The following is a 14,647-nucleotide window of genomic DNA, read 5'->3' as shown; positions in this document are numbered from 1 at the left end:
AGGGCCGTCAGGTTGGCGTTCTCCTGTTGGATCTGGGCCATTCGGGTCTCGATCAGTTGCTTGATCTCGCCCTGCAGGCGCTGGAACTCGGCCAGGGCCTGGACCAGCGCCTCCTCGGTCTCGCCAGCCGCCTGACCGCCGGCGGCAGCCACGAGCTGCTGCATCACGCCGGATCCCTGCGCCTGCACCCGACCGCCCTGGATCTGTTGCCGCTGGCCCTGACCCTGAACCTGTTGCCCTTGGCCCCGACCCTGCTGCTGCCCGCCCTGCTGCTGCCCGCCCTGCTGCTGACCGGCCTGCTGCTGACCGGCCTGCTGGCCCTGCTGCTGTCCGGGCGGCGCATATACCTCAGGTTTGAAGGCCATCTCCATCTGGCCCTGGACCATGTTGGAGATCTGGCTCTTGGTCATGGTCGGGTCGTTACCCATTGCCAGTCTGACCTGGGGATCGGCGTTCTTCGCCTCTTTGCCGGCCAGGACCATCGCGGCCTTGACCATCTTGGTGCCGTGCCGGACGTCCCGCCAGCGGGAGTACCCTCGGGCGGCCTGGCGGAGCGGGTTCCTGGTCGGGCTCTGCTGGCGCTGGGTCCGCTGCATCCGATTGGTCGCACGCTGGCTCATCACCTGCGAGGTGCCGGCATGCAGATCGGGGCGGACCTGCCCGTTCACTCCTACCTGCGACAGTCGCGCCAGGTGCGCCGGAGTCATCCGGGAGCTGCCGATGCGCGCCAGGACGTCCCTGTCCCAGTTCTTCACGTCGCGCGCGGCCAGTGCGTAACCGGCCTTCATCGTCTTCGTACCGCGTGACCGTGCACGCCAACGTGAGATCCGCCCTTGGCGGGGCTCAGCAGAGGGCTCGCTCACGCCTCCACCTCGCTACGCTCGGCTCCGGCCTGAGCGAGCCGCTCGGCTCTTCCTTTGATTCGCTCGCTGCGCTCGCTCATAGAAGGTCTCCTAGTCGATGTACACGGCGTAGTTGACCCCGACCGACGTCGTCAGCGGGTCCTTGCTGGGCTTGTTGCTGTACAGGTGGATCTGGGCGCCTGGGCGCAGCCAGACGGCGAGGTGCCGGCGGCCGGTGCCGGCGCCCGGCTCCCACTCGTCCACGAACGTGACGCTGCTCTCGTCACCGATGTAGTCGGGCTGGCCCCAGTGCCTGGTGGCGAGCGAGAGGTGGGCCGGCCAGTGCGCGTCCAGCCCGGCCTCGGCGGCGGTGATGTCGTCCGGACCGATGTCGTACGCCGACCAGCCGCTGTCCGGGCAGTCCGGGAACGCGAGCCCGTCGAACACGATCATCGTCGTACCCCGACGGGTGGTGAAACCCCAGGAGACCATCTCGTCGCCGATGACCTCGCCGGCCTCGAGCGGCCACGGCTGCCAGGTCGTCTGGCCCATCACCCGGTTCACCAGGGCGCGCACAACCTCCGGACCGGCTTCGTCGCCGTCCGGACCGGCGATCGTGCCCCAGTCGGGGATCTCGGCGAGATCCGCCATCGCCAGGTCGTCCTGGTCGAGCGGCCTGTCCTGCGTCTTCATCCGGCCCCGTCGTCCTTCCTCTCGGTCCCCGGCGGTAACCACTGACCGCAACCGTAGGCGGCGCAGTGGGTCATTCGCCAGCCGGTACGACGCGCCTGTGGACAACCTGGATCCCACCAATCGCCGCAGCCCGTACCCCAGCTGTGGACAGCCTGCACGGGCGGATAGGACCAGGCCGTACGCTGGTCCGGTGAACACGGAACACCACTACGGCTTCGAGACGCTCGCCATCCACGCCGGGAACGAGCCTGACCCGACCACCGGCTCGGTGGTCCCGCCGATCTATGCCACCAGCACCTACAAGCAGGACGGCGTCGGCGGGCTGCGCAACGGCTACGAGTACTCCCGCTCCGCGAACCCGACCCGGACGGCGCTCGAGGAGTGCCTGGCCGCGATCGAGGCGGGGAACCGCGGGTTCGCGTTCGCCAGCGGGCTCGCGGCCGAGGACACCCTGATCCGCTCGCTGTGCGTGCCCGGCGACCACGTGGTGTTCCCCGACGACGCGTACGGCGGCACGTTCCGGCTGTTCTCCAAGGTGCTCGGCAACTGGGGCGTCGAGATGACGCCGGCCGCGGTCACCCACCCGGAGGCGATCCGGGCCGCGATCCAGCCCGGCAAGACCAAGGTCGTCTGGCTCGAGACGCCCACCAACCCGTTGCTGAATGTCGCGGACATCGCGATCGTCGCGCAGATCGCACACGACGCCGGCGCCCTGCTGGTCGTCGACAACACCTTCGCCTCGCCGTACCTGCAGCAGCCGCTGGAGCTCGGCGCGGACGTGGTCGTCCACTCGACCACGAAGTACATGGGCGGCCACTCCGACGTGGTCGGCGGCGCGCTCGTCGTCCGTGACGCTGAGCTCGCCGAGAAGATCGCCTTCCACCAGAACGCGATCGGCGCCGTCGCCGGGCCGTTCGACGCGTGGCTGGTGCTGCGCGGCATCAAGACGCTCGGCGTCCGGATGGACCGGCACAGCGACAACGCCGAGAAGGTCGTCGAGTTCCTGCAGCGGCACAACTCGGTCGCCCAGGTGCTGTACCCGGGCATCGACGGCCACCCGGGCCACGAGACCGCCGCCAAGCAGATGAAGCGGTACGGCGGGATCGTGAGCTTCCGCGTCACCGGTGGAGAGAAGCACGCGCTGGACATCTGCAACAAGGCCGAGGTGTTCACGCTCGGCGAGTCCCTCGGCGGCGTCGAGTCGCTGATCGAGCACCCGGGCAAGATGACCCACGCCTCGGTCGCCGGTACGCCGCTGGAGGTGCCGGCCGACCTGATCCGCCTGAGCGTCGGCATCGAGACCGTCGACGACCTGCTCCTCGACCTCGATCGCGCAATGGCGTGACGCTGGTTGTGGCCGTTGACTTCGGGTCGACGTTCACCAAGGCGGTTGCCGTGGACATCGGTTCGGGTGAGTTGGTGGCCCGGGCCGAGCACCGGACGACGATCGACACCGATGTGATGGACGGCTGGCGGGCCTGCCGCAGCGTGCTCGAAGGCGCAGACCAAAGCATCAAGAAGGCCGAGGTGCTCGCCTGTTCCAGTGCGGGTGGCGGGCTGCGGATCGGTGTCGTGGGCAACGAAGAGCTCGTCACCGCGGAGGCCGGGAAGCGGGTCGCGTTGTCCAGCGGCGGCCGGGTGGTTGCTGTCGTCAACGGTGGGCTGACGGCAACCAGCCAGAAGGAGCTGCGCAAGGACCGGCCGGACGTCGTGCTGCTGCTCGGCGGGACCGACGGCGGCAACTCGGCGGTGCTGCTGAAGGCGGCCGAGACGCTGGCGAAGTACAAGTGGCGGAAACCGGTCGTTGTCGCGGGCAACATCGACGCGCAGGCCGAGATCCGTGACCTGCTGACCGCCGCCGCCGTACCACATGTGCTCGCGGACAACGTCGTGCCGGAGATCGGCGTGTTCGCCCCGGACAGCGCGCGGGCAGCGATCCGCGAGATGTTCCTGAAACATGTGATCGGCGGGAAGAACCTGTCCCGCGACCCGTCGTTCGCGAGCATGATCCGGGCCGCGACGCCGGACGTCGTACTGCGGGGCGTCGAGGTGCTCGCCGGTCTGCACGGCGATGTGGCGGTCGTCGACATCGGCGGCGCTACGACCGACGTGCACTCGGTGATCGAGCTCGACCCCGAGGACGCGAATCTCGGCCGCGAGGTCGTCGCCACGCATCCGGTCACCCGGACGGTCGAGGGCGATCTCGGGATGCGCTGGAGCGCCGTACCGGTGGTCGCCGCGGGCGCCGAAGCCGGGCTCATCGCTGACGTGGCCGGCCTACAACGAGCTGCCGAACGCCGGCATGACGATCCGTCCTACCTCCCCGACAACGAGACCGAGAAGACGTACGACGAGACGCTGGCGAGTGTCGCCGCAACGGTCGCGCTGAGGCGGCATGCGGGACGGCAGCGGATCGTGTTCGGGCCGGGCGGGCGAGTGATCGAGCGCTCCGGGAAGGACCTGCGCGAGGTGGATCTGCTGGTCGGATCCGGGGGAGTACTGCGGCACAACCCGCCCGAGGCCGCCGCCCGGATTCTGGGCTCGATCGGTACGAACGCACAGGAGGAGGGCTGGCTCGTCCCGCAGCGGGCGGAGGTGTGCGTCGACGCCGACTACGTGCTCGCAGCTGTCGGCCTCCTCGCGGATGACGAACCGATGGCCGCGGAAGGGCTGGCGGCCCACATTCATGGAACCGGCGCGCGCGGGCACTAGTCTCAGCAGCAACGGAGCTGTGGAGGTGCGATGAGCGAGACGGGGCGGGACGACACGGAGGTCTCCGAGGATCAGAGTCCGGTGGCGGACAACAAGGTCCTGGACGAGACCGCCGAGTCGGAGGAGCAGAGGCTTGCCGATGACGTGGCGTCGGTCGACGACGCCGGTGTGACGCGGGGGATGTACGTCGCCAGCACCTGGGCGTGGCGGTTCCTGGTGATCGTGGCCGCCGTGCTCGTGATCGGGTACGGCATCCGGTACCTGTCCGAGGTCGTCGTACCGGTGACTGTCGGCGTACTGCTGACTGCTCTGCTCGTGCCCGTCACCAACGGTCTGCAGAAGCTCCGCCTGCCGCGCGGCGCCGCGGCCGGGATCACGGTGATCGCGACGGTCGTGCTAGTGGCCGGTCTGCTCACCCTGGTCGGCACGCAGATCGCCGGTCAGTTCGACAGCCTGTCGACGCAGGTCGGCGAAGGTGTGCAGAAGCTCCGCGAGCTGGGCCGGATCAACTTCGGCCTGACCGACCAGGACGTCACCAACGCGATCAAGACGCTGCGCGAACAGATCACCTCCGGCGGAGCGCTCGGTCAGCAAGCAGCAGCCGTCGGTACTACGGCCACGCATGTCGTCGCGGGCCTGTTCATCTCGCTGTTCTGCTTGTTCTTCTTCCTGTACCAGGGCGATCAGATCTGGGCGTGGCTGGTCCGGCTGTTCCCGCGCCGCGCCCGCGACAAGGCTGACTCGTCCGGCCGCAGGGCCTGGGTCTCGTTGACCGCGTTCGTCCGCGCGACGATCGTGGTCGCGGCCGTGGACGCGATCGGCATCTCGCTCGGCGCCGCGATCCTCGGCCTGCCGCTGGTGAGCGCGATCGGCATCCTGGTGTTCGTCGGCGCGTTCGTACCGGTGGTCGGCGCGCTGGTCAGCGGCGTGGTCGCCGTCCTCGTCGCGTTGGTTGCCAAGGGCCCCATTGTCGCGATCGTCATGCTCGCGGTCGTGATCGGCGTACAGCAGCTGGAAGCCCACGTCCTGCAGCCGTTCCTCCTCGGCCGCGCGGTCAGCGTCCACCCGCTCGCGGTCATCCTGGCGATCGCCACCGGTGTCGTCATCGCCGGCATCGTCGGCGCCCTGGTGGCCGTCCCCACCGCCGCCGTCCTCAACGCCATCGTCAACCACCTGGCCGGCAACGACCCCGAACCCGACCCCCCACGACGCCCCCTCCCCAGACGCCGCCATCCACTACCGGCCGAGGACTAACTGCCGCGCTCGCCCTTCGACCGCTCCTGGCTCAGCGACGACCTGCGCTCGGTCGTGCCGCTCGAGCCGGCGGCCTGGACCTGTCCGGGCATCGCCTGACCGGAGTTCAGCAGACCGACCGACTTGTCGATGTCGGGGTTGGCCTCGCGGGTCCGGATCTGGTTCGCCCAGGCGCCCATGCGCTCCTTCAGCCCAGCCGTCTGTTCCTGGTTCAGACCGTACTTGGCGTACTCCGCGTCCGGGATCCGCTGGGCGTCGTCCAGCAGTTGCGCGAACATCGGCCGATCCATCGGGGATGCCTCGCGGGCGTCGGCCAGCTGGAGCAGGTGGTCGGTCGAGTACCCCGCCTCCATGGCGGCGTTCACGTCCACGAAGTCCTTGGCCTCACCGCGGGTGTAGATCGAGGCGGCCTTGGAGCCGACCGCGTCCTCGACCGAGATCACCGGGCCGACGTCGGTCTCCACCGCCGGCTTGCTGCGGTAGTCCTGACCGAGGTCGATGTGGGTCTTCTCGTCGCCTCTCGCGACCTCGATGCGCGCGTGCGCCGGGTACTGCCGGGTGACCTCAGCGGTGTATCCCTGCTCCTCGAACGCGGCCTTCACACCCTCGACCGACTCGCCGACGTTCTGGTTCAGGTCGTTCGTGAACAGGTCGATGTCGTCGGACTCGCGGCTTCCTATCCCGTGCATGGACAGCGCGTTGCCCCCGGCCAACGCGAAGCCCTTGTCCCGCAGCGAGGACAGTGCGATCCGCGTCGCCCGTTCGTGTTCCGGCTTCATCCGGCGGTGGTGAGCTGCGGGAAGGCCTGGTTCCACAGGTCGGCACACCGGCGGGGAAGCCGGAGGCGCTGCCAGATGGCGACCAGCACGTCCCGGTTGAGGAACTCGGTCAGGTCGTCCTGGGTCGAGGCCTCGCTGATCACCTTGCTGTAGAGCGCGATCGCGTCGTCGACGCTCGCGAGGTCGTACGTGCGGTGCGGGCCCCAGTCGAGACGGCTCGGCAGATCCACGACACCGCTCGTCGGACCCCGGAGCAGGTCCAGCGACTCGGGAACGATGTACGGGATCATCGAGGCATACGTGTCACCGGGTTGGGCCTCGTGCTTGTCGCTCATCCCGCCATCGTCTCAGAGAGCAGGCGCATCAGAGCCTCGATCGAGTTCCAGGGCCCACTCGGTCGCCGTACGACGGATCCGCGCGATCAGATCGGGACCGGCGCCGTACCGGGTGAATCCGGCGTCCGGGAGCCGGGCGCCGGCCCGGAGCTGGGCCGCGAACATCGGGCGGTCGAGGGGGAGCGCCTCCCGCTGATCCGCGAGGGCGAGCAGCGCGTCCGGATGGTGGCGTCCGCTGTCCAGCACGGCCTGGACATCCATGAAGTCACGCGGCTCGAGCCGGGAGTACACCGCGCCGACCTTGCTGCCGATCGAGTCCGCCTCCGACAGCACCGCGCCGACCTCTGTCAGCACCGGCGGGCGTTGCCGGTGATCCACCCCGAGATCGACCTTGGCGGCTGAGTCGACGACGAGCCGGGCGAACTGCGGTGCCCGCCTGGCGACCTCGACGGTGAGACCGCCGGCCTCGTACGCAGCGACGAGGGCCTCGACGGCTCGGGTGAAGTTGTCGGGGTCGAGGATGTTGGTGAACAGGTCGATGTCGTCGGATTCCCGGGTGCCGTACCCGTGGGCCCGGAGGGCGTAGCCGCCGGCGAGGACGAAGCCGTAGGGGGCCAGGGCTTCGAGGCCGACGGTGGTGAGCTTGGTCTGGAGCGGGTTCACGATGGTCAGTCTGCCCGGTCCCGGGTACAGAAAGACGCCGCCGGGCCAAGCCCGGCGGCGTCTTCGGGGTCAGCGGGTGAGGCCGCCCTTGTCGTTGTTCTTGGTGAGGTTGGCCGGCTGGCTCTGCTCACCCTGCTGCGCGGTCTGCGGCTGCTGCGGCTGGCCGACGGCCTGGCTGGCCGGGGCGACGCCACCCGCGAGGCGAGCTGCGTTCTGCGCGTCGATCTGGGCCTGGGACGCCTGGGCGAGGTTCTGGATCGCCTCGTTCGACTCGACCGTGATCTGACCCGGGAGGTTCTCGCTCCACTGCTGGATCATCGCCAGCTGGCTCTTGGTGTCCATCGCCCGGTTCATGTCGGCACCCAGCGGCGGGTTGTGCCGACCGGCGTTGAACGACGCCAGCGAGCTCTCGGCCTTGAGCATCGTGTTGTTGAACTTGCCCTCGAACCAGCGACCGACCTTGCCGGGCGCCGAGGTGACAGCGTCCCGCGCGGTGCGGGCGCCGCCGACGACCGCGTCACGCGCGTCCCGAGCGGTGCCGACCGCCGCCGTCCGGAGGTCCCGGGCACCCTGGGCGATCTGCTGGCCGGTCTCGTTCAGCCGGTCGGCGCCGGCCTGCCACGCCTGGTCGAGGCGCACCTGACCGCGCTGCGCCGCGTCGACGATGCCGTCGCGAGCGCCCTGGTAGGTCTCGGCGACCCGGTTGCCGAACTCGTTCGCGCGGTCGACCCCGCGGTTGTACGCACCCGCGACCTGCTGACCGAGCTCCTCAGCACCGGCCCGGACATCACGGCCTGCCTGTACGGCGGTGTCCCGGACGTCACGCCCAGCCTGTACGACCGTGTCCCGCGTGTTCTCGTACCGACGGGTGGCGCCCGCGACCGCGGCGTCGCGGTATTCGCGGGCCTGGGTGGCCAGCGTCTGGGCGGCTTCGCTCAGCCGGTGCTGGGTGTTGTCGTAGGCCAGGTGGACCCGGGCGACCGCGCCACGGACCGCGGCGTTCACCCGGTCGCGCAGCGGATCGGTGTTCGCCGCGCGCATCAGGTTCGCCTGCTGCCGCGAGTCGAGGCTCGCGTACTGCATCGAGGCGGTCCGCTGCTCCGGCGTCATCCCGACGAAGGCGCGCAGGTTCGCCTGCTCGTTCTCGTTCAGGTTCGCGAGCCACTCACCTGACTGCATCCAACTGCCCTGCGGCCACGCGGGGCTTTCCTGAGTAGGGGTCGTCATTACGTCTCCTAGTTGATGTAGACCGCGTAGCTGACGCCGACCGCGGGGGTCAGCGGGGAATTGGTCGGCTTCGTACTGAACAGCCGCAGGTGCGCACCGGGCAGCAGCCAGGTGGCCAGGTGACGCTTGTCGGATCCGGCGCCCGGACCCCACTCGTCGAGGAATCCCGGCTGGCTGTCGTCACCGACGTACGTCGGCTCGCCGAAGTACTTGCGGGCCAGCTCGAAGTGGGCCGGCCAGTGGGCGTCGAGGCCTGCCTCCGCGTCGGCGATGTCGCCCGGCTCGATGTCGTACGCGCACCAGCCGCTGTTCTTGGCATCCGCGAACGCCATCCCCGGGAACACGATGATCGTGCTGTTGCGCTTGGTGGTGAACCCCCACGACGCCACCGCGCGGTCGATCTCCTCGCCCTGCGCCAGCGGCCAGGGCTGCCAGTCGGTGGCCGACGTGACGCGCTCGACGATCGCCCGGACGACCTTCGGTCCGCTGTCGTTGTTGTTCGGTCCGGCGATTGCCGACCAGTCGCGAATCTCGGCGAAGTCGGCGAAGGCCCGTTCGTCCTCGTCGAGTGGCCTGTCCAGCGTCTTCATTCCGGGCTTGTTCCTTCCGTCGGTGCGGTGTCGGGGGTCGAATGTGCTGAAAACAAAGGCGTTCCGGTCTAGCGGGCCGGTCCGCCGCGGTCTCTGTTGCGAGGTGACGGTCCGCCGGTCTGGGGGCGTACGGGAGCCTCGCCGGCGGCTCGTGCCCGGCTCGGCGGCAGTAGCCCGGCGCGGAGGTTCGCGTCGAGATCCCGCGACCGGATCGCCGGACCCGTACCGGCGCGGTCGTGGGCGAGGGCGGTGAGCGAGGTGTCCGACACGCTACTGTCGACGGCTCCGGTGGGTGCCGGGTTCCCGGCGTTCGCGAACAGGTCGTCCCGCTGTCGTTCCCGGGTGGCGTGAAGTGGTGTCCTCATGTCCCCTCCTCGTTGAGGTAGACCGTGTAGTTGATTCCGACCGATACCGACAAGGGGCGCGGTGTCGGCTTGTTGCTGTACAGGTGGATCTCTGCGCCGGGCGGCGTCCACACGGCGAGGTGGCGACGGTCCGCACCGGCGCCGGGAGACCAGTCGTCGACGAAACCGGTCTTGCTGTCGATCCCGACGTACGCCGGTTGTCCCCAGTGCCGGCAGGCGAGGTCGAACTTCGGCGGCCAGTGTTCGTCGAGTCCGCTGATCGCCGCGTCGATATCGGTGCGCTCGATCGCGAACGCGACCCAGCCGCTGAACGGGCTGTGCGGCAGGACCTGGTCGTCGTACACGGCGAGCTCGGTCTTGCGGCGGGTCAGGAATCCCCAGCCGTCCAGCTGGTCGTCGATCACGGTCTTGCGGGTGATCGGCCACGGCTTCCAATTGGTCGCCGACTTGACCCTGCGGATCAGGCGACGCACCGGATCGGGGCCGGTGGCACCCGACTGCGGTCCGCCGAGGCGTCGCCAGTCACGGACCTCGGCGAGGTCCGCCATTGCGCGGTCGTCGTCGTCCAACGGCCGGTCAAGAGTCTTCATCCGTGCGGCTGTCCCTATCGTCGCGGTGCATCACCGTCTGCTGTCGAAACTAAGACCCCGGCGGGGTCAGCCGGGCCGTTCGTCTCACGCGGAGCAGAAGAACAGCCGCCCTGGGAAGCTTCCCAGGGCGGCTGTCGGGTAGGTCAACCGGAGTTTGGTCTCAGTGCGGTAAACCTCAGTGCATCGCGGCGGCGGCTGAAGACTCCAGCGACTCCGTGCCCTCGCCCTCGGCCTTCGGGCCGTCGTTGCGGCCGGCCAGCCGCTGCTCCGGCGTGATGATCGCCAGGATCAGCGCGATCGCCAGGAACGGCAGCGAGACCAGGAAGACGTCGTCCATGGCGTCGACCAGACCGTGCAGTGCGAAGCCCTTCAGCGGCTCCTTCAGCGAGTGCAGCGCCTGGACGCTGTTGGCCGCCTTGGCCAGTCCGTCGACCATCGACTGCGTGGCGTTCGGGACGATGTCGCCCAGGTGGACCTTCAAGCGGCTGGTCAGCACGGCGCCGTAGACCGCCGTACCGATCGCGCCGCCCATCGAGCGGAAGAACGTCATCGTCGAGGTCGCGCTACCCATGTGCTGCCGGGGAACGCTGTTCTGCGCGGCGGTGACGGTGATCTGCATCGACAGGCCCAGACCGGCGCCCATCACGAACATGTAGATCGCGAGCTGCCAGTACGGCGTGCTCAGGCTCAGCGTGGACAGCAGCACCATCGCGCCGCTGACCAGGACCGCGGAGATGATCGGGAAGTGCTTGTACCGGCCGCTCTTGCTCATCATCTGGCCGCTCGGGATCGACGCGGAGAAGATACCGACGATCATCGGCAGCAACGCCAGGCCGGAGCGGGTCGGCGACAGATCCTTGACCGCCTGCAGGTACAGCGGCAGGAAGATCAGCGCACCGAACATCGCGAAGCCGAGCAGGAACGCGAACCCGGCGTACCCGGAGAAGATCCGGCCCTTGAACAGGTCCATCGGGATGATCGGCTCGGCCACCCGCAGCTCGATAATCACGAAGGAGACGGCGAGCACGACCGCTGCCGCCAGCAGGGCGATCGTGGTGCCGGTGCCCCAGCCGTTGGTCGGGCCGCTCCAGGAAATTGCCAGCAGCAACGAGGTGACCGCAGCGGCGATCGTGGAGGCGCCCAGGTAGTCGATCTTGTGCGAGCGCTTCACGTGCGGCAGCCGGAGCACGGCGGCAACGATGCCCAGGGCAACCAGGCCGATCGGGACGTTGATCCAGAAGATCCAGCGCCAGCCGGGACCGTCGGTGAGCAGACCGCCGAGCAGCGGGCCGGCCACCGAGGACAGGCCGAAGACGGCACCGAAGTACCCCATGTATTTACCGCGCTCGCGCGGCGGGATCACGTCGCCGATGGTGGCGAAGGCGAGCGACATCAGACCGCCGGCGCCCAGACCCTGGACGGCGCGGAAGCCGATCAGCTGCTCGATGTTCTGCGACAGCGCGGACAGCACCGAGCCGCCGAGGAAGGTGACGATCGCCGCGATGAACAGCGGGCGGCGGCCGTAGAGGTCGGAGATCTTTCCCCACAACGGGGTCGAGGCGGTCGAGGTCAGCAGGTACGCCGTGACCACCCAGGACAACTTGTCGAGGCTGTTGAACTCGCTGACGATACGCGGCAGCGCCGTACCCACGATGCTCTGGTCGAGCGCGGCCAGGAACATCCCGGCCATCAGCCCGCCGAGAATCACCAGGATCTGCTTGTGGGACAGGTAGCTAGGACCGCTATCAGGCGCAGCGCCGCCGGCGGTGGCAGGCTCTGTGGTGCTCATTTGGTGCTCTCCAGGTTCTTGTCGGTGTTCTCACGGGTTGCGGGGTCGCCGCTGGCCGCGAAGTCTTGGTCTGTACTGCGCTCTGCCGGGGGCGAAGGTCTCGGGGCCACTGCGGCCCACCCCTTCTCTGCCCAGGCGGCGCTGGAGGGTGCTTCGGTCCGGGCGGCGACGCCGTCCGCGAAGCGGGTCATCAGCCGCTCGAAGGTCTGCACGTCCTCCTCGGACCAGCCCTCCATCGCGGCGCTCAGCAGCTCCATCCGGTGACGGGCGCTGGCTTCCCATTGCTCGAGGCCCTCGTCGGTCAGCTCGACCCGGAAGGCGCGGCCGTCGTCGGGGTCGGGGGAGCGGCGGACCAGGCCCAGCTGCTCCAGGGACCGGACGTGCCGGCTGGTGGTCGAGGCGTCGAGCTCGAGTCGCCCGGCGAGGTCGGACAGGCGCAGTGCACCGTTGCACCGCAGAGCGAACAGCACGACGTGCGCGCTGTGGTCGATCGTGTCGCCGGGCTGCTTGGCCTTCAGCCGGCGTCCGATCCGGGTGAACGCGTGCATGACGCCCTCGATGGGGGTCTGCGGAGAGTACGCGTCGTTTACTTGCATGCTGCAAGCATATACATGCTTGCGTGATACACGCAAATGAGTTTCCAAGATGTTCAAGTGAGCCGCCACTCATTTGCTCTCTGTCGCCGATCGGTTACTGTCCGCGTTGTCGGGTGCTGGTCCCTCACTGTTTCGACGGTGGAAGGGGGTGTTTTGTGACGCGAGGTAGTGCTGGACCCCCTTCTGAGGTCGGTCCAGCACCCTGGTCCGGGCGCTGCGGCCGCCGGGAGGGTGGGTTGGTGATCAAGCGGCGGCTGGTGGAGTTCGGGGTCATCTGTCTTGTTCTGACGTGGGTGCCGTGGGCGGTGCTCGGCGTACTCGGGGTGAATCTGGACGAGGGCGCGGGCATGCTCGTGTTCTCGCTGGCGGCGTCGGGGCCGTCGTTGGCCGCGCTGGTGATGTGGCTGCGCTATCGGGAGCGGCGGCGTGGGGTGCGCTGGTCGGCGGTGTGGCCGGTGGCTGCCGTCGTACTTGGGGTGGTCGGTCCGCTTGCTGCGTGCGTGGTCTGCGGGCAGTTGCCGGAGTTGCCCGACCACGCCGCTTCGGTCGTCGCGGGAGCCGGAGGGGTGCTCGGCGCGGCGGCGTACACGTTCTTGGCTGGACCGGTGTCGGAGGAGTTCGGGTGGCGCGGATACGTGCAGCCGCGATTGCGTGAGTACTTCGGTCCGGTCGGGACGACTGCTGTGCTCGGGGGCGCCTGGGGGTTGTGGCACGTGCCGCTGTACTTCCTGCCGGGGACGGGGCAGCACGACGACGGACTGCTCACGGCGGCAGGTGTGACGTTCTTCCTGGAGCTGTTCCCGTTGACGTTCCTGATGCTGTTCGTGAGCGAGAAGCTGCGGGGCGGGGTGCCGGGGGCGATCCTCGTGCACGCGGCGTGGAACTTGACCGAGGAGCTGGTGCCGCCGCTCGGCCGTGGCGTGTGGGCCGAGTTGCTGGTCATGCTCATCGTCGCTGCAGCCTTGCTGCCATCCTGGACGGCAGTCAGAACCGGTAGAAGGGTGGCGCGATGACGCAGGTGGCTGTGGTGACCGGCGGTGGGTCCGGACTGGGGCGGGAGATGGCGCTGGCACTCGCGGCGGCCGGCTTCGAGGTGTGGGTGACGGGGCGCACCGAGGAGAAGCTGCAGGAGACGGTGAGCCTCGGGAGCGGCCGGATCGGTGCGGCTGTGCTGGATGTGGCGGATGGGGCTGCTGTTCGGGAGTTCTTCGGGGGGCTCGAGCGGGTTGACGTGTTGGTGAACAACGCGGGGACCGGGTCGCCGGCGGCCGGGGTCGCGGATGTGCGGGAGGAGGACTGGCGGCGGGTGGTGGATACCAACCTGACTGGTTCGTTCCTGTGTGCGCAGGCGGCGTTCGCGGTGATGCTGCGGCAGGATCCGAAGGGTGGGCGGATCATCAACAACGGGTCGATCTCGGCGCACGTGCCACGGCCGCAGGGGATCGCGTACACCGCGAGCAAGCACGCCATCAGCGGGCTGACCAAGGGGCTCGAGCTGGAAGGGCGCGCGCACGGCATCACCGCCTGCCAGATCGACATCGGCAACGCCTCGACCGCGATGACCGCACGGATGGAGCAGGGCGTACTCCAGCCGGACGGGTCGATCGCGGTCGAGCCGACGTTCGACCCGAAGATCGTCGCGGACTTCGTCGTACAGATCGCAAAGCTCCCGATCACCGTCGCCGTACCAACCCTGACCGTCATGGCCGCCGGCATGCCATATGTCGGCCGCGGCTAGTACGGCATGTAGGCCAGCAGGTCCCGCGCGCGGCTGCGGAACTCGTCCGCCTGCTCGCCCGCCATCGATCCGCCGCCAAGCTGGACATCGTGCCTGCTGCCGTCGGAGGGAGCCGGCTGAACTTCGATGCCGGCCCACTCCTCGCCCACTCCGAGCACCCTGTCGCCCACTTGGTAGTTCTGACTCATCCAGTGCTCTTTTCCAGGTCGACGTCGGTGAGTGAGTACCAGCGGCCGGATGGGGGCTGCTCGCGGAGAGGATTGTTCCAGCGGAGTCGGACGCGGTCCGGCTGGGCCTCGAGCAAGGTGACCTCGGCCCAGTCCGGTCCGTCGGTGCGCGCCAGCCAGGGCTCGGTGAGGCTGGACAACCCCTCCTGGACCACGACCTCCACTGCGCTGTCATGGTCCGCGGCTGGGCCCAGTGCGGCGCCGAAGATTGTCGTAGGCAACCAGCCGCCCCAGGTGGGTACGACGC

General features: G+C 69.0%; 18 protein-coding genes. 6 read left to right on the top strand and 12 right to left on the bottom strand.

The genetic code is table 11. From position 1 onward, the window contains the following. Positions 1-26 precede the first annotated feature (26 nt). Entirely contained in the window at positions 27-806 is a 780-nt protein-coding gene (locus ABT313_RS24140) for a hypothetical protein (protein WP_350857969.1), read from the top strand. 147 nt (positions 807-953) lie between these two features. On the opposite strand, the gene ABT313_RS24135 is transcribed toward ABT313_RS24140, so the two are convergent. Continuing rightward, on the bottom strand, positions 954-1,535 hold the full coding sequence (locus ABT313_RS24135; RefSeq protein WP_350857967.1) for a hypothetical protein: 582 nt from the start codon (positions 1,533-1,535) through the stop codon (positions 954-956). Between the two features lie 190 nt (positions 1,536-1,725). On the opposite strand from ABT313_RS24135, the gene ABT313_RS24130 reads away from it, so the two are divergent. The 3 genes from ABT313_RS24130 to ABT313_RS24120 are packed head-to-tail and all read left to right on the top strand — an operon-like array spanning position 1,726 to position 5,501. Then, positions 1,726-2,880 carry a cystathionine gamma-synthase gene (locus ABT313_RS24130; RefSeq protein WP_350857964.1) on the top strand — a complete coding sequence of 385 codons (1,155 nt, stop codon included), beginning with the start codon at positions 1,726-1,728 and terminating at the stop codon, positions 2,878-2,880. Further along, positions 2,877-4,247: a glutamate mutase L gene (locus ABT313_RS24125; protein ID WP_350857961.1), complete on the top strand. Its 1,371-nt coding sequence runs from the start codon at positions 2,877-2,879 to the stop codon at positions 4,245-4,247. Before ABT313_RS24130 ends, ABT313_RS24125 begins: the two co-directional genes overlap by 4 nt. 30 nt (positions 4,248-4,277) lie before the next feature. After that, the gene (locus tag ABT313_RS24120) at positions 4,278-5,501 is read left to right on the top strand and encodes an AI-2E family transporter (protein WP_350857958.1); all 1,224 of its coding nucleotides are present in this window, start codon (positions 4,278-4,280) and stop codon (positions 5,499-5,501) included. On the opposite strand, the gene ABT313_RS24115 is transcribed toward ABT313_RS24120, so the two are convergent. From ABT313_RS24115 to ABT313_RS24075, 9 genes are all read right to left on the bottom strand, one after another. Beyond that, positions 5,498-6,280 carry a nucleotidyl transferase AbiEii/AbiGii toxin family protein gene (locus tag ABT313_RS24115; RefSeq protein ID WP_350857955.1) on the bottom strand — a complete coding sequence of 261 codons (783 nt, stop codon included), beginning with the start codon at positions 6,278-6,280 and terminating at the stop codon, positions 5,498-5,500. The two genes, ABT313_RS24120 and ABT313_RS24115, sit on opposite strands and share 4 nt — an antisense overlap. Next, complete coding sequence (locus tag ABT313_RS24110) at positions 6,277-6,615, bottom strand: hypothetical protein (RefSeq protein WP_350857952.1); 339 nt, start codon at positions 6,613-6,615, stop codon at positions 6,277-6,279. Before ABT313_RS24110 ends, ABT313_RS24115 begins: the two co-directional genes overlap by 4 nt. Positions 6,616-6,627: 12 nt before the next feature. After that, positions 6,628-7,278: a nucleotidyl transferase AbiEii/AbiGii toxin family protein gene (locus ABT313_RS24105; protein WP_350857949.1), complete on the bottom strand. Its 651-nt coding sequence runs from the start codon at positions 7,276-7,278 to the stop codon at positions 6,628-6,630. Between the two features lie 69 nt (positions 7,279-7,347). Then, positions 7,348-8,505: a hypothetical protein gene (locus ABT313_RS24100; RefSeq protein WP_350857946.1), complete on the bottom strand. Its 1,158-nt coding sequence runs from the start codon at positions 8,503-8,505 to the stop codon at positions 7,348-7,350. Between the two features lie 8 nt (positions 8,506-8,513). Beyond that, on the bottom strand, positions 8,514-9,095 hold the full coding sequence (locus ABT313_RS24095; RefSeq protein WP_350857944.1) for a hypothetical protein: 582 nt from the start codon (positions 9,093-9,095) through the stop codon (positions 8,514-8,516). 68 nt (positions 9,096-9,163) lie between these two features. Then, positions 9,164-9,460: a hypothetical protein gene (locus ABT313_RS24090; RefSeq protein WP_350857941.1), complete on the bottom strand. Its 297-nt coding sequence runs from the start codon at positions 9,458-9,460 to the stop codon at positions 9,164-9,166. After that, positions 9,457-10,050, bottom strand: coding sequence for a hypothetical protein (locus ABT313_RS24085; RefSeq protein ID WP_350857938.1), 594 nt, complete (start codon positions 10,048-10,050; stop codon positions 9,457-9,459). The genes ABT313_RS24090 and ABT313_RS24085 overlap by 4 nt, the downstream gene beginning before the upstream one ends. A gap of 175 nt (positions 10,051-10,225) precedes the next feature. Beyond that, the gene (locus tag ABT313_RS24080; RefSeq protein WP_350857935.1) at positions 10,226-11,839 is read right to left on the bottom strand and encodes an MDR family MFS transporter; all 1,614 of its coding nucleotides are present in this window, start codon (positions 11,837-11,839) and stop codon (positions 10,226-10,228) included. Continuing rightward, positions 11,836-12,435 (bottom strand): MarR family winged helix-turn-helix transcriptional regulator, encoded by a 600-nt coding sequence (locus tag ABT313_RS24075; RefSeq protein WP_350857932.1) that lies wholly within the window; start codon positions 12,433-12,435, stop codon positions 11,836-11,838. Before ABT313_RS24075 ends, ABT313_RS24080 begins: the two co-directional genes overlap by 4 nt. 239 nt (positions 12,436-12,674) lie before the next feature. Here ABT313_RS24075 and ABT313_RS24070 point away from each other — a divergent pair, with 239 nt between their 5' ends. Together ABT313_RS24070 and ABT313_RS24065 are read left to right on the top strand one after the other, a co-directional pair. After that, positions 12,675-13,448, top strand: a complete 774-nt coding sequence (locus ABT313_RS24070) for a CPBP family intramembrane glutamic endopeptidase (protein WP_350857929.1) — start codon at positions 12,675-12,677, stop codon at positions 13,446-13,448. Next, positions 13,445-14,173 (top strand): SDR family oxidoreductase, encoded by a 729-nt coding sequence (locus tag ABT313_RS24065; RefSeq protein WP_350857926.1) that lies wholly within the window; start codon positions 13,445-13,447, stop codon positions 14,171-14,173. The genes ABT313_RS24070 and ABT313_RS24065 overlap by 4 nt, the downstream gene beginning before the upstream one ends. Here ABT313_RS24065 and ABT313_RS24060 read toward each other — a convergent pair. Then, positions 14,170-14,361 carry a hypothetical protein gene (locus ABT313_RS24060; RefSeq protein WP_350857924.1) on the bottom strand — a complete coding sequence of 64 codons (192 nt, stop codon included), beginning with the start codon at positions 14,359-14,361 and terminating at the stop codon, positions 14,170-14,172. The genes ABT313_RS24065 and ABT313_RS24060 overlap by 4 nt on opposite strands. Beyond that, complete coding sequence (locus tag ABT313_RS24055; RefSeq protein ID WP_350857922.1) at positions 14,358-14,621, bottom strand: hypothetical protein; 264 nt, start codon at positions 14,619-14,621, stop codon at positions 14,358-14,360. Before ABT313_RS24055 ends, ABT313_RS24060 begins: the two co-directional genes overlap by 4 nt. Positions 14,622-14,647 lie beyond the last annotated feature (26 nt).

The sequence above is a fragment of the Kribbella sp. NPDC000426 genome (assembly GCF_040300265.1).
GTDB lineage: Bacteria > Actinomycetota > Actinomycetes > Propionibacteriales > Kribbellaceae > Kribbella.
The sequence above is the reverse complement of the archived record's forward strand: the minus strand, read 5'-3'. Positions and strand labels throughout refer to the sequence as shown.